A 24,565-nucleotide genomic window follows, 5' to 3' on the forward strand; every position below is an offset into this window, starting at 1 on the left:
ATAACGGAGTGCACACTTTAAAGGTGCGCAAGCATACGTTATGAAGGACGCTTTTGCGCCCCGTACTCATGGGGTTTCCAGCCCCGGTCGCTGAATTGTCAGCGACCCACAAACGATAAAGCTCAGCGCAAAACCCCACCAGTCAGCGGCTTCCGGCATTGCTGTAGGCAGCGCCGTCAGACTGCGTAGCCTCACACCCTTCCTGCGAACAAACTTTTAAACACAAAACCTCAATCGACCGGAAAAGGTTGAAGAGTCCCAAAAAGGGACTGAAAGGTCCTTTTTTGGGACTGATTCGCGTGCATCAGATGACCAGACTGTGATGCTACGGTGAATGTTCTGGCCCCATCGCGAGCAGGCTCACTCCTACAGGTTTTGTGTACGGCGCAAATCCAATGTAGGAGTGAGCCTGCTCGCGATGGCGTCCGCCCGGTCAACCATTACCCTGACCGTAACGATCCACCGCTCAGCTTGATTGATGCCCCCACCCAACACTCCTAAGGTGACTCCCACGAAAGCGAACCCGTGGAGTGGTCATGACAACAACAATATCCCCCGACTCGCGATGGACGCGCCGGCGTAGCGAAAAGCAGCGGCGTCTGGCGTTGGTCAAGGATCTGGCCGACGGTGTGGTCCTGCCCACCGACAAAATAGTCGCGGCGCTGGAGGCGCTTATCCTGCCCGGCGACCGCGTGGTGCTGGAGGGCAATAACCAGAAGCAGGCGGATTTCCTGTCCCGCTCACTGGTCAAGGCCGATCCCGCCAAGCTGCATGACCTGCACATGATCATGCCCAGCGTCGGCCGCGCCGAGCATCTGGACCTGTTCGAACGCGGCATCGCCCGCAAACTCGATTTCTCCTTTGCCGGCACGCAAAGCCTGCGTATCAGCCAGTTGCTGGAAGACGGCCTGTTGGAAATCGGCGCGATCCACACCTACATCGAGCTCTATGCGCGGCTGGTGGTCGACTTGATTCCCAACGTCGTGCTCTCGGCCGGTTTCATGGCCGACCGCGCCGGCAACATCTACACCGGCCCGAGCACCGAAGACACTCCCGCATTGATTGAACCGGCAGCCTTCAGCGATGGCATCGTCATCGTCCAGGTCAATCAATTGGTGGACGACGTGACGGACCTGCCTCGCGTCGACATCCCTGCGTCCTGGGTCGATTTTGTGGTGGTGGCCGACAAGCCGTTCTACATCGAACCGCTGTTCACCCGCGACCCACGGCACATCAAGCCCGTACACGTGCTGATGGCGATGATGGCGATCCGTGGCATCTACGAAAAACACAACGTTCAGTCGCTGAATCACGGTATCGGTTTCAACACCGCCGCCATCGAGTTGATCCTGCCGACCTACGGCGAATCCCTCGGATTGAAAGGCAAAATCTGCCGCAACTGGACGCTCAATCCGCACCCGACCTTGATCCCGGCGATCGAAAGCGGCTGGGTCGAAAGCGTGCATTGCTTCGGCACCGAATTGGGCATGGAAAACTACATCGCCGCCCGGCCAGACGTGTTCTTCACCGGCCGTGACGGCTCGCTGCGTTCCAACCGGATGTTCTGCCAACTGGCCGGGCAATACGCAGTGGATCTGTTCATCGGCGCGACCTTGCAAGTCGATGGCGACGGTCATTCCTCCACCGTGACACGCGGAAGGCTGGCCGGTTTCGGTGGGGCACCTAACATGGGCCACGACCCGCGCGGTCGCCGTCACGGCACGCCGGCCTGGCTCGACATGCGCCACGACGATGCGCCTGAAGCCTTGCTTGAACGCGGCAAAAAACTCGTGGTGCAAATGGTCGAGACGTTCCAGGAGGGTGGCAAACCGACCTTCGTCGAAACCCTCGACGCGATCGACGTGGCGAAGAAAAGCGGTATGCCGCTGGCGCCGATCATGATTTACGGCGACGACGTCACCCACCTGCTGACCGAAGAAGGCATCGCTTACTTGTACAAGGCGCGTTCGCTGGAAGAACGCCAGGCGATGATCGCCGCTGTCGCCGGGGTGACCGCCATTGGCCTGCGTCACAATCCGAAAGACACCGCGCGCATGCGCCGCGAAGGCCTGATCGCGTTGCCCGAAGACCTTGGCATCCGCCGCACCGACGCCACCCGCGAACTGCTTGCGGCCAAAAGCGTGGCTGATCTGGTCGAGTGGTCCGGTGGCCTCTACAACCCGCCCGCCAAGTTCAGGAGCTGGTAATGCACGCACTTAACCTGCAACCGAAAACCTTGACCCTGGCCGAGCGGCTGGCCGACCTGGCAGTGGATGCGCTGATCGACGAAGCGGACCTGTCGCCGAAACCGGCGCTGGTCGATCGTCGCGGCAACGGCGCCCACACCGATTTGCACCTGGGGCTGATGCACGCCTCGGCGCTGTCACTCTGGTCTGCGTTCAAGGAAATGGCCGAATCCGCTATCGAATGTGGCGAAATCGGTTTGCCGCTGCGCGAAGCGGTGGGGCGGATTGGCCGGGAAGGGGAGCAAGCGATGCTCGCCAACACGGGCGGTGTGAATACCCATCGCGGGGCGATCTGGGCCCTGGGCCTGTTGGTCACTGCTGCGGCGCTGGAGCCTGAATGCAGCGCGGCCAGTTCCATCACCTTGCGCGCCGCACGCCTGGCGTTACTCGACGACCGCTATGAGCCACGTTCCTTCAGCCACGGCGCCCAAGTCGCCCAGCGTTACGGCGCCCGTGGTGCCCGTGAAGAAGCGCAACTGGGTTTTCCTTCTGTGGTTCAACGGGCATTGCCGCAACTCAAGCACAGCCGCGCCGCCGGTCACGGTGAACAGAACGCCCGGCTCGATGCCTTGCTGGCAATCATGACCCGACTGGCCGACACCTGCGTGCTCTACCGCGCGGGCGAACAAGGTCTGCAAACCATGCAACTTGGCGCCCAGGCCGTGCTCGACGCGGGTGGCAGCGCCAGCCTCGCCGGTCGCCGCCGTTTGCATGAGTTGGATGAACAATTAATCGCTTTGAATGCCTCGCCCGGTGGTGCTGCCGACTTGCTCGCAGCCTGCCTGTTTATTGACCGTATCGAGTCGGGCGATGGCCTCATCCTCTGCCATTCAAGAAGGGAAGCGTTTTGATGGAAACTTTATCCTTTGAATTCCCCGCCGGGCAGCCGCCACGCGGTCGCACGCTGGTGGGCTGTGTCGGCTCGGGCGATCTGGAAGTGCTGATCGAACCGGGTCAGGCCGGCAAGCTGACCATCAACGTACAGACCTCGGTCAATGGCGCGCAGCAACGCTGGCAACATCTGTTCGCGCGTATGTTCGACGGTCAGACACCGCCAGCGATGGCGATTGATATCCACGATTTCGGCGCGACACCGGGCGTGGTGCGCTTGCGTCTGGAACAAGGCTTTGAGGAGATTGGCCATGACTGACAGCGCAGAACTCTTGCAGCCATACCTACAAAGACGCAGCTTCATCGAACTCGGCGCCCGGCAACGAGCGAAAGCCTTGCTCGACCCCGGCACGTTCCGCGAATTGCTCGACCCATTTCAGCGAGTTATGTCGCCGTGGCTTGAGCGCCAGGGCGTGGTACCGCAAGCCGATGACGGCGTAGTGATCGCCAAGGGCAGCATCGGTGGTTTGCCGATGGTCATCGCCGCCATCGAAGGTGCATTCCAGGGCGGCAGCCTCGGTGAAGTCGGCGGGGCGAAGATTGCTGGTGCGCTGGAATTGGCCGCTGAAGATAATCGCAACGGCATTCCAACCCGCGCCGTGCTGCTGCTGGAAACCGGCGGCGTGCGCTTGCAGGAAGCCAACCTTGGGTTGGCGGCGATTGCCGATATTCATGCAGCGATTGTCGACCTGCGCCAATACCAACCGGTAATTGGTGTGGTGGCCGGCAGCGTCGGCTGCTTTGGCGGGATGTCGATTGCCGCCGGGTTGTGCAGTTATTTGCTGGTGACCCAGGAAGCGCGCCTTGGCTTGAATGGCCCGCAAGTGATCGAACAAGAAGCCGGGCTTGAGGAATACGACTCCCGCGACCGTCCTTTCATCTGGAGCCTGACCGGTGGCGAACAGCGTTTCGCCAGCGGTTTGGTGGATCGTTATGCCGCCGATGATGTGGCGCAGATTCAGCAGCAGGTCAGTGAACTGCTGCAACAAGGTTTGCCGGCGCAACAACGCAGCCGTCAGGCGGATCTGTACCTGCAACGGCTGGCACGGCTGGACGCCACACCACAAATCGAACCGGCGACGGTTCGCGATCTGTATCAAGGAGCGCGCTCATGAGCACCTATTCGCTAAGAGGTTTGAACTGGTTCAACGCCTTGAGCGCAGGGGCCAAGCCGGTCGAAGGTTTGCCGGCTTCATTGAAGGTGGCCGATGGTGTGCTGGGTGATCAGCCTGTCCGGTTTATCGCGGTGGTGGCTGATCCGGACAACCGTTTTGTCCGTGCGCGTAACGGTGAAGTGGGACTGCTGGAAGGCTGGGGTTTGGCCAAGGCTGTGGATGAAGTCATTGCTGCTGACAGTGAAAAACCGCACAAACGCGCCTTGATCGCCATCGTCGATGTGCCGAGTCAGGCTTATGGCCGACGCGAAGAAGCCCTCGGCATTCACCAGGCATTGGCCGGGGCGGCAGACAGTTACGCCCGTGCGCGGTTGGCCGGTCATGCGGTGATTGGTTTGCTGGTGGGCAAGGCGATGTCCGGCGCGTTTCTGGCCCATGGGTATCAGGCCAATCGGCTGATTGCCCTGCGCGATCCAGGTGTAATGGTGCATGCGATGGGCAAGGCCTCGGCGGCGCGAGTGACCTTGCGCAGCGTTGAAGAACTGGAAGTGCTGGCCGCGAGCGTGCCGCCGATGGCCTATGACATCGACAGCTACGCCAGTCTCGGTTTGCTGTGGGAAACCCTGTCGGTGGAACAGATTGAGCAGCCGACTGCAGCCGATCTGGCGCGGGTGGCTGAATGCCTGAATCAGGCGATTGGCGATGTAGCCGCCAGCGGTCGCGATCTGAGCAGCCGCTTGGGTGCGAGCAATCGCGGGGCGTCGAGCAAGGTTCGCCAACTGTTGAGAGCGCAGTGGTGAACACGCTTATGGCCCACGATCTGCTCTGGGGAATGACCCCGGAGCAACTGCCGGTGGATGCGCCTGTGTGGGTGATCGACTCGCTCGGTGCGGGGCAGCCAGTGGTGGTTCGGCGTGCGGTTAGCGCGCCGGGTATGGTCGCGGTCGGCGTGCGTGGGCGCTTGCGTGAACAGCGTTTTGCAACGGTGATGTCGGTCGATGCGATTCAGCGGCGGGTCAAACCGGAAGACCTTTGTCACGTTTCGACGGATCGGGACTTGCCTGCAATACGCGCCCTCAATCGACTGCGGCCGATACTCAACGGCTGTGGTTGGGTGTGGGGTGTCAGCGGTAGCGCCGGGTTTGAATTGGCCAGCGGCTTTGTTGCCTTGCACGAGGGCAGTGATCTCGACTTGATCTTGCGCACCCCGCAAGCGCTGGAGCGTTCTCAGGCGCAGTCATTGGTGAAAATTCTGGATGCGGCTGTGTGCCCGGTGGACATGCAGTTGCAGACGCCGTTCGGCGCTGTGGCCCTGCGCGAATGGGCCGGTTCTGCAGGATGTGTATTGCTGAAAAACGCCACCGAAGCCTGTCTGGTGATCGATCCGTGGAACCCGCAGGAGCAAGCCGCGTGAGCAGTTTGCTGGTATTTCCCGGCCAGGGCGCGCAGCAGCCAGGCATGCTCCAGCGTTTGCCTCGCGAGACGCTGATCGAAGCGAGTGATGTGTTGGGCGAAGACACGTTGTTGCTGGATGGCGCCGAGGCCTTGAAGTCGACCCGTGCGGTTCAGCTTTGCCTGTTGATCGCCGGTGTCGCGGCGGCACGTCAGTTATCCATCGCGCCGGATTACGTGGCCGGATTGTCCATCGGCGCTTACCCGGCAGCGGTGGTGGCCGGTGCCTTGAGTTTCAGCGATGCGCTGCATCTGGTCAGCCTGCGTGGTGAGTTGATGCAGCAGGCTTATCCACAGGGCTACGGCATGACCGCGATCATCGGCCTGGAGTTGTCCACAGTGGAAGGCTTGCTGGCGCAGGTTCACAGCGTCGACACGCCGGTTTACCTGGCCAATATCAATGCCGATAACCAGATAGTGGTTGCCGGCAGCGACGGGGCGATGAACGCGGTGGCGACGCTGGCGAAACGTTGCGGTGCAGGTCTGGCCAAGCGGCTGGCGGTCAGCGTGCCGTCGCATTGTCCGCTGCTGGATGCGCCGGCTAAAACCCTGGCCGAAGCCTTTGCCAGGGTGCCGCTGAAAACGCCAACGTTGGGCTATCTCAGTGGCAGCCGCGCCCGGCCCATCATCAACGTCGAAGCCTTGCGCGACGACCTGGCTTTCAACATGTGCCGCGTCGTTGATTGGCGCGGCACCGTGCAAAGCGCTTACGAGCGCGGTGTACGTCTACAGATCGAACTGCCGCCCGGTGCGGTGCTGACCGGGCTGGCGCGCCGGGTGTTCGAGCAGGGCACCGTGATTGCCTTCGACGGTGCGCGGCTCGATACCTTGCAGGCGCTGTTGCGTGAGGAGGGAAGCCGCCAACCTTAGATCGCGACTCAGGCCTTCGAACAACAAAAACAACATTCGACGATGCATTTTGAGGACTACAACAATGATTATTTACGGTGTGGCGCTGTTGGCGATCTGTACGCTGGCGGGAGTGATCATGGGCGATGCGCTTGGCATGTTGCTGGGCGTTAAATCCAACGTTGGCGGGGTCGGGATCGCGATGATCTTGCTGATTTGCGCGCGGTTGTGGATGCAAAAACGCGGCGGCATGACCAAGGATTGCGAGATGGGCGTCGGCTTCTGGGGCGCCATGTACATTCCGGTGGTGGTCGCCATGGCCGCACAACAAAACGTGGTGACGGCCTTGCATGGCGGGCCAGTGGCGGTGCTCGCGGCGATCGGTTCGGTGGTGATCTGCGGCTGCACCATTGCCTTGATCAGCCGGACGCATAAAGGCGAACCCTTGCCCGATGAACCGGTGGACATTACCCCGGTCGGCACACCTGTAGGAGGTCGCTGATATGTGGGAACTCATCGAGAAAGGCCTGACCACCAACAGTCTGGTCACCGCGTTCGCGTTCGTTGGCGTGATCATGTGGGTGTCGGTTGTCTTGTCGAAGCGCCTGACATTCGGGCGGATTCACGGCTCGGCGATTGCCATTGTCATCGGATTGGTCCTGGCGTGGGTCGGAGGTACCCTGACGGGAGGGCAAAAAGGCCTGGCGGATTTGACCCTGTTTTCTGGCATTGGGTTGATGGGCGGCGCGATGTTGCGCGACTTTGCCATTGTCGCCACTGCATTCGAAGTTCAGGCCAGCGAAGCGAAAAAAGCCGGGTTGATTGGCGTGATCGCGCTACTGCTTGGCACGATATTGCCGTTCATTGTCGGCGCGTGCATGGCCTGGGCGTTTGGTTATCGTGATGCGATCAGCATGACCACCATCGGCGCGGGCGCGGTGACGTACATCGTCGGGCCGGTGACCGGGGCGGCGATTGGCGCCAGTTCCGATGTGATGGCGCTGTCGATTGCCACCGGGTTGATCAAGGCGATTCTGGTGATGGTCGGCACGCCCATGGCGGCACGCTGGATGGGGCTGGATAACCCGCGTTCGGCGATGGTGTTTGGCGGGTTGGCCGGGACGGTCAGCGGCGTGACGGCCGGGCTGGCGGCGACGGATCGGCGGTTGGTGCCTTATGGCGCGTTGACGGCGACGTTCCACACCGGGCTTGGCTGCTTGCTTGGGCCTTCGTTGTTGTACTTCATTGTTCGCGGGATTGTGGGTTAAACCGGTAGATCATCGCTGACTGTTCTGGCGCCTTCGCGGGCAAGCCTCGCTCCTACAGGATTTACGCGATCCCTGTAGGAGCTAGGCTTGCCCGCGATGGTCGCGACGCGGTCTCAGCTCTGCCTATTGGCGTACATCCGGCACTCCGCCAGCAGCGCCAGCAAGTTCGGATCGCGCTCCTTGGCCTTCAAGAACACCACCCCGATGTGCTGCTGCAACCGATAGCGTTCCTGCAACGGTATCAGCTTCACCCGGTTCTCATACACCGCCGCAATCCGCCCCGGCAGCAACGCATAACCCACCCCTGAGCTGACCATGCTCAGCAGGGTAAAGATGTCGTTGACCTGCATCGCCACCTTCGGCTCGAACCCCGCCTGCTTGAACACCCGATTACCGTCCTGGTGCGTGGCAAAGCCCTGGGTCAGGGTAATGAACGTCTCGTCGCGCACTTCGGCCAGGTCGACCTCGGCGCGTTGGGCAAACTTCGAATCCGCTGGCGTCGCGAGGAAGATGTCGTCGGAAAACAGCGGAATCTGCTCGCAGTCCGGGTCATTGACGCTCTCGTCCAGCGACACCAGGATCGCGTCGACTTCCATGTTCTTGAGCTTGTACAACAGGTCGAAGTTCGAACCGAGGATCAAGTCGATGTTGAGTTCGCTGCGGCGGATTTTCAGGCCCATGATCAGCTGCGGCACGGTCTTCACCGTCAGTGAGTACAGCGAGCCGAGCTTGAAGCGTTCAGCGGAAAAACCGGCGGCTTCGCGTGTCAGGCGCACGGTTTCGACCACGTCCTGAATCAGCTTCTGTGCTCGCTCTTCGAGCACATAGGCACTTTCCAGTGGCGTCAGGTTACGGCCCTCGTGTTTGAACAGCGGGCAGCGCAGGGCGCTTTCCAGGGAGTGGATCGCCCGGTGCACGCTGACGTTGCTGGTCTGCAACTCGGCGGCGGCGCGGGCGAGATTGCCGGTGCGCATAAAGGCCAGGAACACCTCGAGTTTTTTCAGGGTCAATTCTTCATCGATCAGCATGGCCCGGACTCTTATTCGAATGGCTCGATTGTGCACGCATGCGATGTTTTGTAGCAGCTATGTAGCAGCTGTCGAGTGAAACGAGGCTGCGATCTTTTGATCTTGAAAAAAGCGCAGCCTCGTTGCACTCGACAGCGCCTACAGTTTGCGCGATGTTGCATCAAATTTTGAGGTGAGCAACGCATGTATCACGGGGAACGATTGAACGCCTGGACGCATTTGGTCGGGGCGGTGGCAGCAACGGTCGGGGTGGTCTGGATGCTGGTCATCGCCAGCATGGACGGCAGTCCGTGGAAGATCGTCAGCGTGGCGATTTACGGTTTCACCTTGATGGTCCTGTACAGCGCCTCGACTGTTTACCACAGCGTGCGCGGGCGCAAGAAAGCGATCATGCAGAAGGTTGATCACTTTTCGATCTATCTGTTGATCGCCGGCAGTTACACACCGTTTTGTCTGGTGACCCTGCGCGGGCCGTGGGGCTGGACGCTGTTCGGAATTGTCTGGGGGCTGGCGCTGATCGGCATCCTGCAAGAGATCAAGCCGCGTTCCGAAGCACGGATTCTGTCGATCGTGATTTACGCGGTGATGGGCTGGATCGTGCTGGTAGCGGTCAAGCCGTTACTCGCGGCGTTGGGCACTGCGGGGTTTGCGTGGTTGGCGGCGGGCGGGATTTTGTACACCGTGGGCATTATCTTTTTTGCCCTGGACCATCGGCTGCGGCATGCGCACGGGATCTGGCATTTGTTTGTGATTGCCGGGAGCTTGCTGCACTTTGTGGCGATTTTCTTTTATGTCCTCTAAACCACCGCACTCCTACATTTAATCCTGCGCAGGGATCAAGCGATCCAGTTGTTCCTGGGCGCGGCGGCTGAACACTTGCAACAGATCATTCAAGGTGTGGGGCGGCGGTTCGGTGGCGCGGGTTACCGCGTACAGAGTGATAGGCAGCGGCGGGGTCAACGGGCGAATCGTCGTCGCGGCGGGGGAGGCGCCGAGTGCCGTGAATGGATCGATCACCGCCAATCCGGCGCCGGATTCCACCATCGCCCGGGCCAGTGAATAGGTCTGCACTGCGATGCGTATCCGGGGCGGCGGCTCCACCGCTTCGAGGTAACTGTCGAGTCGGGCCGCCAACGGGTCGGCGCTGGACAAACCAATCAGCGGAGCATCCGCCAGCGCCATCAACGGCAACGGTGTGCCTGCCTCCGCTGCCGACCAGTAACCGGCGGGCGCCAGCGCCACCAGAACGCCGGACGCTAGCGCCTGGGCCTTGAGCCCTGGATGATCCGGTCGTTGCAGGGTCAGGGCGACATCCACTTCGCGCATCAGCAGGTTCTGCACCAGTTCGCGGCTATGGGCGCTCGACAGTTCACAGGCGATGTCCGGGTAGCGCACGGTCCACTCGTGAATCGCCGGCGGCAGCAATGACAGGGCCAGCGCCGGGGTGGCGCCAATGCGCAGGCTATGGCCCGGCTCGCGGCGCAAGCTCTGGGCCAGGCGCCGCACGCCTTGCAGGCTTTCGGTGACCTTATCGACTTCACGCTCCAGCTCCAGCGCTTCCGGCGTTGCCTGCAATTTGCCGCGAACCCGCAAGAACAGAGGGAAACCCAGTTGCTGCTCGGCGTGCTGCAGCACCTTGGTCACCGCCGGCTGAGAGACGTGCAGCAATTGCGCGGCCGCACTGATCGACCCGGTCTGGCGGATCGCCTGGAAAATTTCGATATGACGAAGACGCATGGCAAGTCCATAACCTTTGTTTATGGGTTCGGCATCTTTATTCATTGTTCGCCGCCTGTCACCTGGCTCTAACCTCGGCCTCGCCTTCACAACGGTTTTAGGGACGGACATGGTTCAGCGTGCGTGCATTATCGGCGGTGGCGTGATTGGCCTTGCAACGGCGTATGCGCTAGTGCGCGACGGCTTCGAGGTGACGGTGGTCGAGGCCCGGGATTCGCTGGGCAGCGAAACCAGTTTCGCCAACGGCGGCCAGTTGTCCTATCGCTACGTGGCGCCACTGGCGGACGCCGGCGTGCCGTTACAGGCGATCGGCTGGATGCTGCGCGGCGACTCGCCATTGAAGCTACGTCCGCGTCTCGACCCGACGCAATGGCGCTGGATGGCATCGTTCCTCGCCGCGTGCCGCCATTCGGTCAACCGTGAGAACGCCGCGCATCTGCTGCGCCTGGCGCTGTTCAGCCAGAGCACACTGAAAACCTGGCGCGAAGACGATGGGCTGAGCGGTTTCCAATGGCGGCGCAATGGCAAACTGGTGACATTCCGCAACCCCGCCAGCTTCGGGAAAGCGCGACAAGGCCTGGCCGATCCGCAGCAACAGCAGGTGTTGTCTGCCGCCGAGTGTACGCAGCTGGAACCGGCGCTGGCCGATGCCCCTTTTGTCGGCGCGATCTATACGCCAGACGAAGAAGTCGGCGATTGCCATGGTTTTTGCCAACAACTGGCGGCGCGACTGAAGGCGTCCGGCCGTTGCGAATTTCGCCTGGGCCACGCCGTGACCGGCATTCACCACCGCAACGGCGCGGTCACCGCCATTGAGTTGGGTGCCGAGCTGTTGCCGGTCGAGCAGCTGGTAATTGCCGCCGGCCATCGCAGTCCGCTGCTGGCGCTGCCTGGCCTGCGGCTACCGCTCTATCCCCTGAAAGGTTACAGCCTGACGCTGCCGATCGGTGCCGAACACCGGGCGCCCGAGCTGAGCATCACCGACTACGACCGCAAGATCGTGTATGCGCGCATTGGTGAGCAATTGCGTGTGGCGGCGATGGTCGACATTGTCGGCTTCGACTCGGCCGTCGATCCCGAACGCTTGAGCCTGATCAAGCGCCAGGCCCGCGACACGTTCCCGAATGCCGGCGATTACGATGCCGCCGTGGAGTGGGCCGGCATGCGTCCAGCGACCCCCAGCGGAGTACCGCTGCTGGGCGCTACGGCCTACCGCAATCTGTGGCTCAATCTCGGTCATGGCGCGCTGGGTTTTACCCTGGCCTGTGGCAGCGGCCAGTTACTCAGTGAGCTGATCAGCCAGCGCCAGACTTCCATCGACCTGCTGGGTTTCAGCCACCCGGTCGCTTGAATTTCCCTGTCAGAAAAGGACCCCGTCATGACCATTGAACGTTTTCACAGCAACCCACGCCTGTCAGGCGCCGTGACCTTCGGCGAGCTGGTGTTTCTCTCCGGTCAGGTGTCGGGCGATGCCCTGGATGCCGCCGGTCAGACCCGCGAAGTACTGGCGAAAATCGACGCGTTGCTGGCCGAGGCCGGTAGCGACAAAGATCATTTGCTGAGCGCGACGATTTATCTGAAAGACATCAATGCCGATTTCTCGGCGATGAATGAAGCCTGGTCGGCCTGGCTGTCACCGGGACAGGCGCCGAGCCGCACCACGGTGCAGGCCGATCTGGCGCGCCCGCAAGTGTTGGTGGAAATCACCGTCACTGCGGCCCGCATCTGAACCCACCCGCATCCAACACCCACAACGGAGAATAACAATGCAAAAAATCACGTTGCTCGGCTGCACCCTCGGGCTGTTGCTCGGTAGTCAGGTTCAAGCCAATGAAGCGCCGCTGACCGGCACATTGGGCAAGATCGCCAATGCCAACAGCATCACCCTTGGGTATCGCGATGCGTCGGTGCCGTTTTCCTACGTGGGCGATCACACGGGGCAGCCGATGGGTTATTCAGTGGATCTGGCGAGCAAGATTGTCGAGCGCATCCGCCAGCAACTGACGCTGCCTGAGCTCAAGGTGAAATACACTCTGGTGACTTCCCAGACGCGGATTCCACTGGTGCAGAACGGCACCGTCGACCTCGAATGCGGCTCCACGGGCGTGACTGCCGAACGGCAGAAGCAAGTGGCGTTTTCCTACGGTTTCATCTACGTCAAAGGCCAGCTGCTGACGGCCAGGGACAGCGGGATCAAGAGTTTCGCCGACCTGCGCGGCAAGAACGTGGTGACCACCGCCGGCACCACCAACGAGCGTTTTCTGAAGAGCTACAACGTCGACAACAAGATCGACATGTTCGTGATCAGCGCCAAGGACCACGGCGAAGCCTTCCAGATGCTGCAGTCGGGTCGGGCGGCGGCGTTCTACATGGACGACGCGTTGCTTTATGGCGAACGTGCCAAGGCGCGGGATCCGCATAAATGGGTGGTGGTCGGCGAGGAACAATCGCGGGAAATCTACAGCTGCATGGTGCGCAAGGATGATCCGCAATTCCTCGCCTTGGTGAATGGCGCGTTGGCCGATCTGTACAGTTCGGGCGAGATCAATGGCATCTACCAGCGCTGGTTTGAACAGCCGATCCCGCCGAAGGGGTTGAACCTTGAGTTCCCGATGACCAGTGAACTCAAGGCGATCATCGTCAAGCCGACGAGCGATCCGGTGCAGTAAGGCGTCAGAAGTCGCCCCACAGTTGCTGCGCTACCGCCAGTGCCACCACTGGCGCGGTTTCGGTGCGCAGCACGCGAGGGCCGAGGCGGGCGGCGTGGAAACCGCTGGCTTTGGCCTGTTCGACTTCGGCGTCGGACAGCCCGCCTTCGGGGCCGATCAGAAACGCCAGGCTGGAAGGTTTGGCGTGACTGACCAACGGCTCCGCCACCGGATGTAGCACCAGTTTCAACTCGGCTTGTGCCTGTTTCAACCAGTCCGCCAAAAGCAGCGGTGGATGAATTACCGGCACCCGCGAACGCCCACATTGTTCACAGGCACTGATCGCCACTTGGCGCCAGTGCATCAGGCGCTTGTCGGCGCGCTCATCCTTCAACCGGACTTCGCAACGGTCGCTGAAGATCGGGGTGATTTCAGTGACGCCCAATTCGGTGGCTTTCTGAATCGCCCAGTCCATGCGCTCGCCGCGGGACAGGCCCTGGCCGAGATGGATCGCCAGCGGTGATTCAACCTGGCCGGCGAAGCTTTCATCGATCTGCACGACGACGCGTTTCTTGCCGACCTCCACCAGCGTGGCGCGAAACTCGTGGCCCGAACCGTCGAACAGCTGCAACGCATCGCCCTCGGCCATGCGCAGTACGCGGCTGATGTAATGGGCCTGGGCTTCGGGCAACTCGTGTTCGCCGGTGCTCAGGGGGGCGTCGATAAAGAAGCGGGACAGTCTCATGCGGGTTCTCTGAAAAGGGTCTAAAGCGTCTAAAGGTCGTGCCGACCTTATCGCTGGCAAGCCAGCTCCTACAACGACCGCGATCAACTGTAGGAGCTGGCTTGCCAGCGAAAGCGGCAGACCAGGCACCACAGAAGATCGGGTGAAATCAATCAGCCCGGATCACGGAATCCCGGGTGGAAGTCTTTCGGCACCGCAACGCTGACGCTGTTACGCGTCGCGATGTCGATGCCTTCGCTGGCCACCTCGGCCAGAAAGTCGATCTGCTCCGGCGTGATCACGTACGGCGGCAGGAAATACACCACGCTGCCCAACGGTCGTAGTAAAGCACCGCGTTCCAGTGCGTGCTGGAACACCTTCAAGCCACGACGTTCCTGCCACGGGTAGGCTTCTTTCGTAGCCTTGTCCTTGACCATCTCGATGGCCAGCACCATGCCGGTCTGTCGTACTTCCGAGACGTTCGGATGGTCGGCCAGGTGCGCGGTGGAGGAGGCCATGCGCTGGGCGAGCGCCTTGTTGTTCTCGATGACGTTGTCTTCTTCGAAGATATCCAGCGTTGCCAGTGCGGCGGCGCACGCCAACGGGTTGCCGGTGTAGCTGTGCGAATGCAGGAAGGCGCGCAGCGTCGGGTAGTCGTCGTAGAAGGCGCTGTAGACGTCTTCGGTCGTCACGCAGGCCGCCAACGGCAGGTAACCGCCGGTGAGGGCCTTGGACAGGCAGAGGAAATCCGGGCGGATGCCGGCCTGTTCGCAGGCGAACATCGTGCCGGTGCGGCCAAAGCCGACGGCGATTTCGTCGTGGATCAGGTGCACGCCGTAGCGGTCGCAGGCTTCGCGCAGCAGTTTGAGGTAAACCGGGTGGTACATGCGCATGCCGCCAGCGCCCTGGATCAGCGGTTCGACGATCACTGCCGCGACGCTGTCATGGTTCTCCGCCAGGGTCTGTTCCATGGCGGCGAACATGTTGCGCGAGTGTTCTTCCCAGCTCATGCCTTCGGGGCGCAGGTAGCAGTCGGGGCTCGGCACCTTGATGGTGTCCAGCAGCAGCGCCTTGTAGGTTTCGGTGAACAGCGGCACGTCGCCCACCGACATCGCCGCCATGGTTTCGCCGTGGTAGCTGTTGGTCAGGGTGACAAAGCGCTTCTTGTTCGGCTGGCCGCGGTTGAGCCAGTAGTGAAAGCTCATTTTCAGTGCGACTTCGATGCAGGACGAACCGTTATCGGCGTAGAAGCACCGGGTCAGGCCTTCCGGGGTCATCTTCACCAGCCGCTCGGACAGCTCGATCACCGGCTGATGGCTGAAGCCAGCGAGGATCACGTGCTCCAGCTGATCGACCTGATCCTTGATGCGCTGATTGATGCGCGGGTTGGCGTGGCCAAACACGTTGACCCACCAGGAGCTGACAGCGTCGAGGTAGCGCTTGCCTTCGAAGTCTTCCAGCCACACACCTTCCCCGCGTTTAATCGGGATCAGCGGTAGCTGTTCGTGGTCTTTCATCTGGGTGCAGGGATGCCACAACACCGCGAGATCGCGTTCCATCCACTGTTTATTCAGGCCCATTTTCTGTCTCCTCGAGGCTACCCGCGACGTAGGCGGGCAAACAATCGCGCAAGCCTATGCAATGCGTGGCTTGGGGACAACCCATTGTGTCGATTGAGCTACTTTGTATCGGTCGATAGACGCTGCTGGCAGGCGTCTGAAGCCTGACGTATCCTTCGCGGTTCCTGGAGTCGACTGACTCGTAAAAACTGTTTTTTCTTCATGTATTTCCGGAGTTCGCTGAATGTCTGTCGGTTGGCTGCGCGCCTGTGCGCTGGTGATGTTGGGGCTGTTCAGCGTGTCTGCGCTGGCCAAGGATAAAACCGTGATCGTGGTCGGTGGCGGGCTGTCTGGCCTGACCGCGGCTTACGAGCTGCAAAACAAAGGCTGGCAGGTCACGCTGCTGGAAGCCAAATCGAGCCTGGGCGGTCGCTCCGGCATGGCCACCAGCGAGTGGATCGGCAACGACAAGACTCAGCCGGTGCTGAACAAGTACGTGTCGACCTTCAAGCTGAGCACCACGCCAGCCCCTGAATTCGTGCGGACTCCAGGCTACCTGATCGATGGTGAGTATTTCACCGCCGCCGATCTGGCGACCAAGCAGCCAGCCACTGCCGAAGCGCTCAAGCGCTTCGAAAAAACCGTGGATGATCTGGCGCGCTCGATTGACGACCCGCAGAACCCGATTGCCAACAACACGCTGCACGCGCTGGATCAGATCACCGTGTCCAGCTGGCTCGACAAGCAGAACCTGCCAGCGACTGCTCGTCAGTTGGTGAATCAGCAGATTCGTACCCGCTATGACGAACCTTCGCGTTTGTCGCTGTTGTACTTCGCACAGCAGAGCCGTGTTTACCGTGGCACTTCCGATCGTGACCTGCGTGCTTCGCGACTGGTTGGCGGCAGCCCGGTACTGGCCCAGGCGTTCGTCAAACAACTGAAAACGATCAAGACCAACTCCCCGGTCTCTTCGATCACTCAGGACAAGGACGGCGTGACCGTCAAAGTGGGTAGCGTCGGCTATCAGGCTGATTACGTGGTATTGGCGGTGCCGTTGCGCGCACTGGGCAAGATCCAGATGACCCCGTCGCTGGATGCCCAGCACATGGGCGCCATCAAAGGCACCAACTACGGCTGGCGCGACCAGATCATGCTGAAGTTCAAGACGCCGGTGTGGGAATCCAAAGCGCGCATGTCCGGCGAGATTTTCAGCAATACAGGCCTGGGCATGTTGTGGATCGAGCCTGCCTTGAAGGGCGGCGCCAACGTGGTGATCAACCTGTCTGGCGACAACGCTCGTGTGATGCAGGCGTTCGGCGACAAGCAAATGGTCGATCAGGTGCTGATTCGCCTGCACGCCTTTTATCCACAGGCGCGTGGTTCTTTCACCGGTTATGAAATCCGCCGCTACAGCACCGACCCGTCGATGGGCGGCGCTTACCTGGCCTTTGGCCCGGGCCAGATCAGCAAATACTGGCGCCTGTGGGAGCGCCCGATTGAGCGCGTAGCGTTCGCCGGCGAACACACTGACACCTTGTACCCGGGCACTCTGGAAGGCGCATTGCGCACCGGCCAGCGTGCGGCCAGTCAGGTTGAAGACCTGGCGGCGGGCAAGTCGTTTGAGCCGGCGAAAGTGGCGACGGCAGCGGCGGCCGGCGCGGTGGCGGCGAAGAAAGGTAACTTCTTCAGCAACCTGTTCGGTGGTTCGGATGACGCCAAGAAGCCAGAGCCGGTCAAGGCACCTGAGCCTGTCACTCCACCAGCACCGGCTCCAGCTCCAGTAGCTGCACCGGCACCGGTCGAAGCACCGAAGCCTGCAACGCCAGTGAAAGCCGAGCCTGCCAAAAAGGCACCGGCTAAAGCTCCGGCGAAGAAGCCTGCAGCCAAAACCGAAGCCAAAAAGGCTCCGGTGAAGAAACCAGCGGCTAAACCCGCTGCGACACCGACAACGGTTACCAAGGCGCAGTAAGCGTCGGGATTAAAAAGACGCGGCAGAGATGCCGCGTTTTTTTATGGGTGAAGAAAACCAGTACCGGGAATCGAATAAACCCTGGGGCGCAGGTGTTCTTCTGTTGGACTTCATTTTTTCTCACGCAGTAGTCTTTAATCTTTCCTTAACACGCTCATTACAAGCTCCTGATCGTATTTCTCGAGATTTCAAAGCGAAAACTTCAGCTTTAATTCGATAGATAACCCGATAGTCTTTGGCCAGCACTTACAGGGATCTAGGCAATGCAGCTACGTAACTCTACCTCCCGCTACGGCTGGGTCAGCATTATCATGCACTGGGGCGTGGCACTGGCCGTATTCGGTTTATTCGCCCTCGGACTGTGGATGGTTGGCCTCGACTATTACGACCCATGGCGCAAAGACGGGCCGGATCTGCATAAGAGCATTGGTTTGATCTTGCTGGGCGTCATGGTGCTGCGGGTATTGTGGCGTTTCGTCAGCCCACCACCACCGACCTTGACCAGCTACAGTCGCATGACGCGTCTGGGTGCCCATTTCGGCCATGCCTTTCTGTATCTCTGCCTGTTCGCTGTAATGATTGCCGGTTACCTGATTTCCACCGCAGAAGGTGCCGGTATTCCGGTGTTTGACTGGTTTGAAGTGCCTGCCCTGATTTCCGGACTGCCGGACCAGGCAGATAACGCCGGTGCGATTCACCTCTACCTGGCGTGGGTGCTGGTAATTTTTTCCGGCCTCCATGCGTTGGCAGCATTGAAGCACCACTTTATCGACCGTGATGTGACCCTCAAGCGAATGCTGGGTCGCAAAGCCTGAAGTTCAACCTCGACTCCCTAGGAAAACAAAGCATGTTGAAAAAGACTCTCGCCGCTCTGGCAATCGGTTCTGCTCTGCTGTCCGCCAACGTAATGGCCGCTGACTACGTTGTCGACAAAACTGGCCAGCACGCCTTCGTCAACTTCAAGATCAGCCATCTGGGCTACAGCTTCATCACCGGTACCTTCAAGGACATCGACGGCAAGTTCAGCTTCGACGCTGCCAAGCCTGAAGACAGCAAGATCGAGTTCAATGTGAACACCGCCAGCGTTTTCTCCAACAATGCTGAGCGCGACAAGCACATAGCCGGCGATGATGATCTCCTGAACTCGGGCAAGTTTGCCAAAGCCACCTTCGTTTCCACCAGCGTCACACCAACGGGTAAAAATGCCGCTGGCAAAGACACTGCCGATGTGGCCGGCGACCTGACTATCCTGGGCGTGACCAAGCCAATCGTGGTCAAGGCTACTTTCCTGGGTGAAGGCAAGGATCCATGGGGCGGCTACCGTGCCGGTTTCGAGGGCACCTTCGACATCAAGCGTTCCGATTTCGGCAAGCAAAAAAACCTGGGTCCAGCGTCCGATGCGGTCGAGCTGTACGTGACGTTTGAAGGTGTGAAAGCGAAGTAATGCTGAGACGGTAGGAGCCGAGCTCGCTCGCGATAGCACTATTAGCAACACCTGCGAAACCGAGGTGAACCCATCGCGGGCAAGCCTTGCTCCTACAGTTTTACGTTAGTGCATAAAAAATGCCCCTGATCTCGCGATCAGGGGCATTTTTTATGGCAGCGATAAATCAGCGATTGCGGGTCAGCAACGCTGGTTTTTCGCCACGCGGACGGCCTGGCAATTGATCAAGTTGCTCAGGAGTCGGGAAACGATCGGTTTTCGACTCCTTGTGAATGATCTTCGGCGCTGGACTGCGCGGGTTTTGCACGGCGGGTTCCGAACGCGGCTGATCGTCACGAGCAGGGCGACGGTTGCGGCTTTCTTCGCGACGGGCCTGACCGTCACGTGGAGCGCCGCTGCGTGGGCCGCTGCGTTTGGCCGGCGGCGTGCCGGTGGTGGCGCCATCGCTGCTGCGCGGACCGCTTTGGCGACCCTGAGGCTTGCCGCCGGTGCGCGGAGCACCTGCGCCAGCAGCCGTGCCTTGTGCCGGAGCACCCGGACGGCGACCACGGCCCTGAGCCGGTTTGGCTTGCGGGACGTAATCAACGCGGTTACCGAAGTTATCGATATCGTCGTCCAGGAACTCGTCCGGAGCGCGGTCAGCAGCGGCGCGAGGGGCCGGGCGCTGTTGCTCGCGAGCCGGGGTGCCTTCGCGTGGCTTGTGTTCACGCGCCGGGCGATCGCCACGGCCAGTAGCGGCAGGTTTTTCCTTGCCGCCCTTGTCCTTGCCCTTGTCTTTACGACCGCCACCACCACCGGTGCCGTTCGGGCCGTCGCCGCGCGGGCCACGTGGGTTGCGCGGGTTACGCACATCCGGACGCTCGCGCACTTCTGGTTTCTCGGCTTCTACTGCACTTGAGTCGAAGCCCATCAGGTTGCCGTCGGCAATCTTCTGCTTGGTCATGCGCTCGATGCTTTTCAGCAACTTCTCTTCGTCCGGCGCGACCAGCGAGATCGCTTCGCCCGAACGACCGGCACGGCCAGTACGGCCAATGCGGTGAACGTAGTCTTCGTCGACGTTTGGCAGTTCGAAGTTGACCACGTGTGGCAACTGGTCGATGTCCAGGCCGCGAGCGGCGATGTCGGTGGCCACCAGAATGCGCACTTCACCGGCCTTGAAATCGGCCAGGGCTTTGGTGCGGGCGTTCTGGCTCTTGTTGCCGTGGATCGCGACGGCGCTGAGGCCGTGTTTGTCCAGGTACTCGGCCAAGCGGTTGGCGCCGTGCTTGGTGCGGGTGAACACCAGCACCTGTTCCCAGGCGCCAGCGGTGATCAGGTGGGCCAGCAGCGAACGCTTATGGTTGGCGGCCAGACGGAACACGCGCTGTTCGATACGCTCGACCGTGGTGTTCGGTGGCGTGACTTCGATGCGTTCCGGGTTGTGCAGCAGCTTGCCGGCGAGGTCGGTGATGTCCTTGGAGAACGTCGCCGAGAACAGCAGGTTCTGCCGTTTGGCTGGCAGACGGGCCAAAACCTTTTTCACGTCATGGACAAAGCCCATGTCGAGCATGCGGTCAGCTTCGTCGAGCACGAGGATTTCCACGTGGGACAAATCGACGCTGCCTTGGCCGGCGAGGTCGAGCAGGCGGCCAGGGCAGGCCACCAGTACGTCAACACCGCGGGACATGGCCTGAACCTGCGGGTTCATGCCAACGCCGCCGAAGATGCAGGCGCTGACGAACTTCAGGTCACGGGCATAGACCTTGAAGCTCTCGTGTACTTGAGCCGCGAGCTCGCGGGTCGGGGTCAGGACCAATACGCGCGGTTGGCGCGGGCCATGACGCTGGGATTTGTCCGGGTGACCGTTAGGGAACAACCGCTCCAGGATCGGAAGGGCGAAGCCACCGGTTTTACCAGTACCTGTCTGAGCCGCAACCATCAGGTCGCGACCTTGCAACACGGCGGGAATGGCCCGCTGTTGCACCGGAGTGGGCTCGGTATAGCCCGCTGCCTCGATGGCGCGGACTAAAGCCTCGGAGAGACCGAGGGAAGCAAAGGACATGAGTAATCCTGTTTTAGTTAGGGCTTGGCCCAATGGGAGTCTTGCCTGGCGCGAATGGCGTTTAAGAAGAACGCAATCCCGTCCGGTCCTGCTGGGCCTTGAAAGCTCGTCTGGAGCGCTCGCGCGGGCTGAAGAGCTGCGCTGTAGCGGGGTCAAGATGCCTTTAACAAGTCCGAGCGTCCGGGCGTGAGCCTGGCGGGAAGGCCGGAGTATAACAGAGCAATCACTGCGCGCCGCTTTCCTGCTGCTCAACGGTTTTTGCAGTGGTCGCGGTGGCGGTGTCGGCTTTAAGGGCGGCACCGGGTTCCGCGCCGTAACGGGCGCTCAGCTCCGCGTAGGCGGGTTCGCGCTTGAAGCGCTTGAGCTCGGCACCGAAACGTTGCACCAGCAAATCCATGCCCGCATTTTTACGTACTGCCAGAAACTGACTCTGGTGGCTGATGACGGTCGGGTTTTCAGTGATCTTGTCGCGGATACCCAATTCATCGAGCAAGTGCTGGCCGACCCGGCGATCAGTGATCAACAGGTCGATCCGCCCGCGTATCAGCTTGCCAAAGTTGGCTTCATGGGTCGGCGCCGGTTCACGGGTGAACAGCGGCGATTCGCTGAAGTCCTTGCTGTAGAGATAGCCCGGCGAGGTGCCGATGGTCAGGCCTTTCAGGTCGTTCAGGGTGCGAAACGGATAAGGCCGGTCGTTGGAATAGAACATCACGAACTCGACATCCGAGAGCGGTTCAATGGGATAGAGCAGGGTCGCGTCACGCTCATCGCTGTGGAAAATGTCCAGCACGCCATCCGCCTGGCCGGTTTCGAGCATCGACAGGCAGCGTTTCCACGGCAGGAACTGCCACTCCACTTCGATCCCCAGGCGTTTGAAGACGATGGCTGTGGTTTCGTAATCCAGCCCCAGGGCTTTGCCATTTTCCTCGTAGACGTAAGGCGCCCACGGCTCAGTGACAATGCGCAGCTTCTCGCCCCGGGCTGCGAAGCTCAGGCAAGTAAAAAGCAGCACTGTCAGACATTGCGAAATCAGGGGCATGGCTTGAGATTACGACGAGAAATCATAAAGAGCCAGAAACTGGATCCAGAAGCTCTCACACAAGACATATTCCATAAAAAAGGCCCTGGATTTCGCCAGAGCCTTTTCATGGTTTTGCACTGTTTCAGCGCGGCAACTTCAGGTTGTTCCACACTGCCAGGCTCGCTTCAGCCTGATTCAGTGTGTAGAAGTGCAGCCCCGGTGCGCCACCTTGTAACAGGCGTTCGCACATTTCGGTGATGACGTGCTCACCAAAGCCTTGAATGCTCTGGGTGTCGTCGCCGTAGGCTTCCAGCTGTTTGCGGATCCAGCGCGGGATTTCCGCGCCGCAGGCGTCAGAGAAACGCGCCAGTTTGCTGTAGTTGGTGATCGGCATGATCCCCGGCACGATCGGGATATTCACGCCCAACGCTCGTACACGCTCGACGAAGTAGAAGTAGCTGTCAGCGTTGAAGAAGTACTGGGTGATCGCACTGTCGGCGCCAGATTTAGCCTTGCGCACGAAATTGGCGATATCGTCTTCGTAATTACGCGCTTGCGGATGCATTTCCGGGTAAGCGGCGACTTCGATGTGGAAATGATCGCCGGTCTCTTCACGAATGAATTCGACCAGGTCGTTGGCGTGGCGCATTTCACCGCTGGCCATGCCCATGCCCGAAGGCAGGTCACCGCGCAGGGCAACGATACGCTTGATGCCGGCAGCCTTGTACTGGGCCAGCAGGCCGCGCAAGTCGTCCTTGCTGTCGCCCACGCAAGACATATGCGGTGCGGCAGGGACTTTGACTTCGCTTTCGAGCTGCAACACGGTGTTGAGGGTGCGATCACGGGTCGAACCGCCAGCGCCATAGGTGCAGGAGAAGAAATCGGGGTTATACGTAGCCAGCTGACGGGCAGTGGCGAGCAGCTTTTCATGCCCAGCGTCGGTCTTCGTAGGGAAGAACTCGAAGCTGTAGCGACGGTCTTGGGACATGGTCGTATCCTTGGAAACGCGAGAGCCAACGGTGTGTCCGTTACGACGCCTTCGCTGGCAAGCCAGCTCCTACAGGGATTGCGTCGTACGCGTTTCCTTTGTAGGAGCCGGCTTGCTGGCGAATCAGGCGATGCGGTGTATCAGAACACCGCGTCGCCGGTCAGCGAATCAGTAGCGGTAAGCGTGCGGCTTGAACGGACCTTCGACGGTCACGCCGATGTAGTCGGCCTGGGTCTTGGTCAGTTGAGTCACAACGCCGCCGAAACCGCGGACCATTTCCAGGGCCACTTCTTCGTCGAGTTTCTTCGGCAGTACTTCAACGGTCAGGCGCTCGGCTTTCTGGGCAGGCGACAGGTCGGCGTACTTCTGACCGAACAGGAAGATCTGTGCCAGCACCTGGTTGGCGAACGAACCGTCCATGATGCGGCTTGGGTGGCCAGTGGCGTTACCCAGGTTAACCAGACGGCCTTCGGCCAGCAGGATCAGGTAGTCGTCGTTCTGAGCGTCGAAAGCACCCGGGCCGGTACGGTGGATTTTGTGAACCTGTGGCTTCACTTCTTCCCACGCCCAGTTTTTACGCATGAAAGCGGTGTCGATTTCGTTGTCGAAGTGACCGATGTTGCATACAACAGCGCGCTTCTTCAGGGCTTTGAGCATGTTCGAGTCGCAAACATTGACGTTGCCGGTGGTGGTCACGATCAGGTCGATCTTGCCCAGCAGTGCTTTGTCGATGCTGGCTTCGGTGCCGTCGTTGATGCCGTCGATGAACGGCGAAACCAGCTCGTAGCCGTCCATGCAGGCTTGCATGGCGCAGATCGGGTCAACTTCGGAGACTTTAACGATCATGCCTTCCTGGCGCAGGGACTGAGCGGAGCCCTTGCCCACGTCACCGTAACCGATGACCAGCGCTTGCTTGCCGGACAGCAGGTGGTCAGTGCCGCGCTTGATCGCGTCGTTCAGGCTGTGACGGCAGCCGTACTTGTTGTCGTTCTTGCTCTTGGTCACAGAGTCGTTGACGTTGATGGCCGGGATTTTCAGCTCGCCCTTGGCCAGCATGTCCAGCAGGCGGTGAACGCCGGTGGTGGTTTCTTCAGTGACGCCGTGGACGCGGTCCAGGATCGCCGGGTATTTCTTGTGCAGCAGCTCGGTCAGGTCGCCGCCGTCGTCGAGGATCATGTTGGCATCCCAAGGCGCGCCATCCTTCAGGATGGTTTGCTCCAGGCACCACTCGTACTCTTCTTCAGTCTCGCCTTTCCAGGCGAAAACCGCGATGCCGGCAGCAGCGATAGCGGCAGCAGCCTGGTCTTGAGTCGAGAAAATGTTGCAGGACGACCAACGCACTTCGGCACCCAGGGCAACCAGGGTTTCGATCAGCACGGCAGTCTGAATGGTCATGTGGATGCAGCCGAGGATTTTCGCGCCTTTGAGCGGCTGCTCACCGGCGTATTTGCGGCGCAGACCCATCAGGGCAGGCATTTCGGATTCGGCGATGATGGTTTCGCGACGACCCCAGGCAGCCAGGGACATGTCGGCCACTTTGTAATCGTTAAAATCTGCAGGCGTGATAACAGCGCTCATGAAGAGC

24 protein-coding genes are annotated in these 24,565 nt (G+C 60.5%); 16 read left to right on the forward strand and 8 right to left on the reverse strand.

Annotated features, from left to right (window positions below; genetic code table 11):
• Window positions 1-536 precede the first annotated feature (536 nt).
• The 9 genes from mdcA (at window position 537) to madM (ending at window position 7,821) form a co-directional block, all read left to right on the forward strand.
• Complete coding sequence (gene mdcA / locus AC1DWM_RS10740) at window positions 537-2,207, forward strand: malonate decarboxylase subunit alpha (protein ID WP_223518071.1); 1,671 nt, start codon at window positions 537-539, stop codon at window positions 2,205-2,207.
• Complete coding sequence (locus AC1DWM_RS10745; protein ID WP_223518074.1) at window positions 2,207-3,097, forward strand: triphosphoribosyl-dephospho-CoA synthase; 891 nt, start codon at window positions 2,207-2,209, stop codon at window positions 3,095-3,097. Before mdcA ends, AC1DWM_RS10745 begins: the two co-directional genes overlap by 1 nt.
• Window positions 3,097-3,396, forward strand: coding sequence for a malonate decarboxylase subunit delta (locus AC1DWM_RS10750; protein ID WP_223518077.1), 300 nt, complete (start codon window positions 3,097-3,099; stop codon window positions 3,394-3,396). The genes AC1DWM_RS10745 and AC1DWM_RS10750 overlap by 1 nt, the downstream gene beginning before the upstream one ends.
• Complete coding sequence (locus AC1DWM_RS10755) at window positions 3,389-4,252, forward strand: biotin-independent malonate decarboxylase subunit beta (RefSeq protein ID WP_477795173.1); 864 nt, start codon at window positions 3,389-3,391, stop codon at window positions 4,250-4,252. The genes AC1DWM_RS10750 and AC1DWM_RS10755 overlap by 8 nt, the downstream gene beginning before the upstream one ends.
• Window positions 4,249-5,052: a biotin-independent malonate decarboxylase subunit gamma gene (mdcE, locus tag AC1DWM_RS10760; RefSeq protein ID WP_477795174.1), complete on the forward strand. Its 804-nt coding sequence runs from the start codon at window positions 4,249-4,251 to the stop codon at window positions 5,050-5,052. The genes AC1DWM_RS10755 and mdcE overlap by 4 nt, the downstream gene beginning before the upstream one ends.
• Window positions 5,046-5,666 carry a malonate decarboxylase holo-ACP synthase gene (locus AC1DWM_RS10765; protein ID WP_477795175.1) on the forward strand — a complete coding sequence of 207 codons (621 nt, stop codon included), beginning with the start codon at window positions 5,046-5,048 and terminating at the stop codon, window positions 5,664-5,666. Before mdcE ends, AC1DWM_RS10765 begins: the two co-directional genes overlap by 7 nt.
• Window positions 5,663-6,574 carry a malonate decarboxylase subunit epsilon gene (gene mdcH / locus AC1DWM_RS10770; RefSeq protein WP_223518086.1) on the forward strand — a complete coding sequence of 304 codons (912 nt, stop codon included), beginning with the start codon at window positions 5,663-5,665 and terminating at the stop codon, window positions 6,572-6,574. Before AC1DWM_RS10765 ends, mdcH begins: the two co-directional genes overlap by 4 nt.
• Window positions 6,575-6,638: 64 nt before the next feature.
• Complete coding sequence (madL, locus tag AC1DWM_RS10775; RefSeq protein ID WP_223518088.1) at window positions 6,639-7,055, forward strand: malonate transporter subunit MadL; 417 nt, start codon at window positions 6,639-6,641, stop codon at window positions 7,053-7,055.
• Window position 7,056: 1 nt separating this feature from the next.
• The gene (gene madM, locus AC1DWM_RS10780; protein ID WP_223518091.1) at window positions 7,057-7,821 is read left to right on the forward strand and encodes a malonate transporter subunit MadM; all 765 of its coding nucleotides are present in this window, start codon (window positions 7,057-7,059) and stop codon (window positions 7,819-7,821) included.
• A 113-nt stretch (window positions 7,822-7,934) separates the two neighbouring features.
• On the opposite strand, the gene AC1DWM_RS10785 is transcribed toward madM, so the two are convergent.
• Complete coding sequence (locus AC1DWM_RS10785; RefSeq protein WP_477795176.1) at window positions 7,935-8,849, reverse strand: LysR family transcriptional regulator; 915 nt, start codon at window positions 8,847-8,849, stop codon at window positions 7,935-7,937.
• Between the two features lie 183 nt (window positions 8,850-9,032).
• Between AC1DWM_RS10785 and trhA the strand changes: the two genes are divergently transcribed.
• Entirely contained in the window at window positions 9,033-9,650 is a 618-nt protein-coding gene (gene trhA, locus AC1DWM_RS10790; RefSeq protein WP_223518097.1) for a PAQR family membrane homeostasis protein TrhA, read from the forward strand.
• Window positions 9,651-9,668: 18 nt separating this feature from the next.
• Here trhA and AC1DWM_RS10795 read toward each other — a convergent pair whose 3' ends face one another.
• Window positions 9,669-10,586 carry a LysR family transcriptional regulator gene (locus tag AC1DWM_RS10795; protein WP_477795177.1) on the reverse strand — a complete coding sequence of 306 codons (918 nt, stop codon included), beginning with the start codon at window positions 10,584-10,586 and terminating at the stop codon, window positions 9,669-9,671.
• Window positions 10,587-10,695: 109 nt separating this feature from the next.
• Between AC1DWM_RS10795 and AC1DWM_RS10800 the strand changes: the two genes are divergently transcribed.
• The 3 genes from AC1DWM_RS10800 to AC1DWM_RS10810 are packed head-to-tail and all read left to right on the forward strand — an operon-like array spanning window position 10,696 to window position 13,255.
• Entirely contained in the window at window positions 10,696-11,937 is a 1,242-nt protein-coding gene (locus AC1DWM_RS10800) for a D-amino acid dehydrogenase (protein WP_477795178.1), read from the forward strand.
• 27 nt (window positions 11,938-11,964) lie between these two features.
• On the forward strand, window positions 11,965-12,315 hold the full coding sequence (locus AC1DWM_RS10805; RefSeq protein WP_477795179.1) for a RidA family protein: 351 nt from the start codon (window positions 11,965-11,967) through the stop codon (window positions 12,313-12,315).
• 37 nt (window positions 12,316-12,352) lie between these two features.
• Complete coding sequence (locus AC1DWM_RS10810; RefSeq protein WP_477795180.1) at window positions 12,353-13,255, forward strand: transporter substrate-binding domain-containing protein; 903 nt, start codon at window positions 12,353-12,355, stop codon at window positions 13,253-13,255.
• A 4-nt stretch (window positions 13,256-13,259) separates the two neighbouring features.
• On the opposite strand, the gene AC1DWM_RS10815 is transcribed toward AC1DWM_RS10810, so the two are convergent.
• Together AC1DWM_RS10815 and AC1DWM_RS10820 are read right to left on the reverse strand one after the other, a co-directional pair.
• Window positions 13,260-13,979 (reverse strand): 16S rRNA (uracil(1498)-N(3))-methyltransferase, encoded by a 720-nt coding sequence (locus tag AC1DWM_RS10815; RefSeq protein WP_452628485.1) that lies wholly within the window; start codon window positions 13,977-13,979, stop codon window positions 13,260-13,262.
• Between the two features lie 152 nt (window positions 13,980-14,131).
• A complete protein-coding gene (locus AC1DWM_RS10820; RefSeq protein ID WP_223518123.1) occupies window positions 14,132-15,538 on the reverse strand; it encodes an adenosylmethionine--8-amino-7-oxononanoate transaminase in 1,407 nt (468 codons plus the stop codon).
• A gap of 223 nt (window positions 15,539-15,761) precedes the next feature.
• Between AC1DWM_RS10820 and AC1DWM_RS10825 the strand changes: the two genes are divergently transcribed.
• The 3 genes from AC1DWM_RS10825 (at window position 15,762) to AC1DWM_RS10835 (ending at window position 18,930) form a co-directional block, all read left to right on the forward strand.
• Entirely contained in the window at window positions 15,762-17,486 is a 1,725-nt protein-coding gene (locus AC1DWM_RS10825; protein ID WP_223518125.1) for a flavin monoamine oxidase family protein, read from the forward strand.
• Window positions 17,487-17,749: 263 nt separating this feature from the next.
• Window positions 17,750-18,301, forward strand: a complete 552-nt coding sequence (locus AC1DWM_RS10830; protein ID WP_223518128.1) for a cytochrome b — start codon at window positions 17,750-17,752, stop codon at window positions 18,299-18,301.
• 32 nt (window positions 18,302-18,333) lie between these two features.
• Window positions 18,334-18,930 (forward strand): YceI family protein, encoded by a 597-nt coding sequence (locus AC1DWM_RS10835; protein ID WP_223518131.1) that lies wholly within the window; start codon window positions 18,334-18,336, stop codon window positions 18,928-18,930.
• A gap of 166 nt (window positions 18,931-19,096) precedes the next feature.
• Here AC1DWM_RS10835 and AC1DWM_RS10840 read toward each other — a convergent pair whose 3' ends face one another.
• The 4 genes from AC1DWM_RS10840 to ahcY all read right to left on the reverse strand — a co-directional run bounded on the left by AC1DWM_RS10840 (window position 19,097) and on the right by ahcY (window position 24,558).
• Window positions 19,097-20,971 carry an RNA helicase RhlE2 gene (locus AC1DWM_RS10840; RefSeq protein ID WP_223518134.1) on the reverse strand — a complete coding sequence of 625 codons (1,875 nt, stop codon included), beginning with the start codon at window positions 20,969-20,971 and terminating at the stop codon, window positions 19,097-19,099.
• 223 nt (window positions 20,972-21,194) lie between these two features.
• The gene (locus AC1DWM_RS10845; RefSeq protein ID WP_223518137.1) at window positions 21,195-22,010 is read right to left on the reverse strand and encodes a substrate-binding periplasmic protein; all 816 of its coding nucleotides are present in this window, start codon (window positions 22,008-22,010) and stop codon (window positions 21,195-21,197) included.
• Between the two features lie 124 nt (window positions 22,011-22,134).
• Window positions 22,135-22,980, reverse strand: coding sequence for a methylenetetrahydrofolate reductase [NAD(P)H] (metF, locus tag AC1DWM_RS10850; RefSeq protein WP_477795181.1), 846 nt, complete (start codon window positions 22,978-22,980; stop codon window positions 22,135-22,137).
• Between the two features lie 168 nt (window positions 22,981-23,148).
• On the reverse strand, window positions 23,149-24,558 hold the full coding sequence (gene ahcY / locus AC1DWM_RS10855) for an adenosylhomocysteinase (protein ID WP_452628479.1): 1,410 nt from the start codon (window positions 24,556-24,558) through the stop codon (window positions 23,149-23,151).
• Window positions 24,559-24,565 lie beyond the last annotated feature (7 nt).

This window comes from Pseudomonas sp. P4_C8 (assembly GCF_056401975.1).

Excerpts from the sequence above, each read along its gene's own strand:
- mdcA (WP_223518071.1), top strand. The coding sequence starts at position 537 with ATGACAACAACAATATCCCCCGACTCGCGATGGACGCGCCGGCGTAGC.
- AC1DWM_RS10745 (WP_223518074.1), top strand. The coding sequence starts at position 2,207 with ATGCACGCACTTAACCTGCAACCGAAAACCTTGACCCTGGCCGAGCGG.
- AC1DWM_RS10750 (WP_223518077.1), top strand. The coding sequence starts at position 3,097 with ATGGAAACTTTATCCTTTGAATTCCCCGCCGGGCAGCCGCCACGCGGT.
- AC1DWM_RS10755 (WP_477795173.1), top strand. The coding sequence starts at position 3,389 with ATGACTGACAGCGCAGAACTCTTGCAGCCATACCTACAAAGACGCAGC.
- mdcE (WP_477795174.1), top strand. The coding sequence starts at position 4,249 with ATGAGCACCTATTCGCTAAGAGGTTTGAACTGGTTCAACGCCTTGAGC.
- madL (WP_223518088.1), top strand. The coding sequence starts at position 6,639 with ATGATTATTTACGGTGTGGCGCTGTTGGCGATCTGTACGCTGGCGGGA.
- madM (WP_223518091.1), top strand. The coding sequence starts at position 7,057 with ATGTGGGAACTCATCGAGAAAGGCCTGACCACCAACAGTCTGGTCACC.
- AC1DWM_RS10785 (WP_477795176.1), bottom strand. The coding sequence starts at position 8,849 with ATGCTGATCGATGAAGAATTGACCCTGAAAAAACTCGAGGTGTTCCTG.
- trhA (WP_223518097.1), top strand. The coding sequence starts at position 9,033 with ATGTATCACGGGGAACGATTGAACGCCTGGACGCATTTGGTCGGGGCG.
- AC1DWM_RS10795 (WP_477795177.1), bottom strand. The coding sequence starts at position 10,586 with ATGCGTCTTCGTCATATCGAAATTTTCCAGGCGATCCGCCAGACCGGG.
- AC1DWM_RS10800 (WP_477795178.1), top strand. The coding sequence starts at position 10,696 with ATGGTTCAGCGTGCGTGCATTATCGGCGGTGGCGTGATTGGCCTTGCA.
- AC1DWM_RS10805 (WP_477795179.1), top strand. The coding sequence starts at position 11,965 with ATGACCATTGAACGTTTTCACAGCAACCCACGCCTGTCAGGCGCCGTG.
- AC1DWM_RS10810 (WP_477795180.1), top strand. The coding sequence starts at position 12,353 with ATGCAAAAAATCACGTTGCTCGGCTGCACCCTCGGGCTGTTGCTCGGT.
- AC1DWM_RS10815 (WP_452628485.1), bottom strand. The coding sequence starts at position 13,979 with ATGAGACTGTCCCGCTTCTTTATCGACGCCCCCCTGAGCACCGGCGAA.
- AC1DWM_RS10820 (WP_223518123.1), bottom strand. The coding sequence starts at position 15,538 with ATGGGCCTGAATAAACAGTGGATGGAACGCGATCTCGCGGTGTTGTGG.
- AC1DWM_RS10825 (WP_223518125.1), top strand. The coding sequence starts at position 15,762 with ATGTCTGTCGGTTGGCTGCGCGCCTGTGCGCTGGTGATGTTGGGGCTG.
- AC1DWM_RS10830 (WP_223518128.1), top strand. The coding sequence starts at position 17,750 with ATGCAGCTACGTAACTCTACCTCCCGCTACGGCTGGGTCAGCATTATC.
- AC1DWM_RS10835 (WP_223518131.1), top strand. The coding sequence starts at position 18,334 with ATGTTGAAAAAGACTCTCGCCGCTCTGGCAATCGGTTCTGCTCTGCTG.
- AC1DWM_RS10840 (WP_223518134.1), bottom strand. The coding sequence starts at position 20,971 with ATGTCCTTTGCTTCCCTCGGTCTCTCCGAGGCTTTAGTCCGCGCCATC.
- AC1DWM_RS10845 (WP_223518137.1), bottom strand. The coding sequence starts at position 22,010 with ATGCCCCTGATTTCGCAATGTCTGACAGTGCTGCTTTTTACTTGCCTG.
- metF (WP_477795181.1), bottom strand. The coding sequence starts at position 22,980 with ATGTCCCAAGACCGTCGCTACAGCTTCGAGTTCTTCCCTACGAAGACC.
- ahcY (WP_452628479.1), bottom strand. The coding sequence starts at position 24,558 with ATGAGCGCTGTTATCACGCCTGCAGATTTTAACGATTACAAAGTGGCC.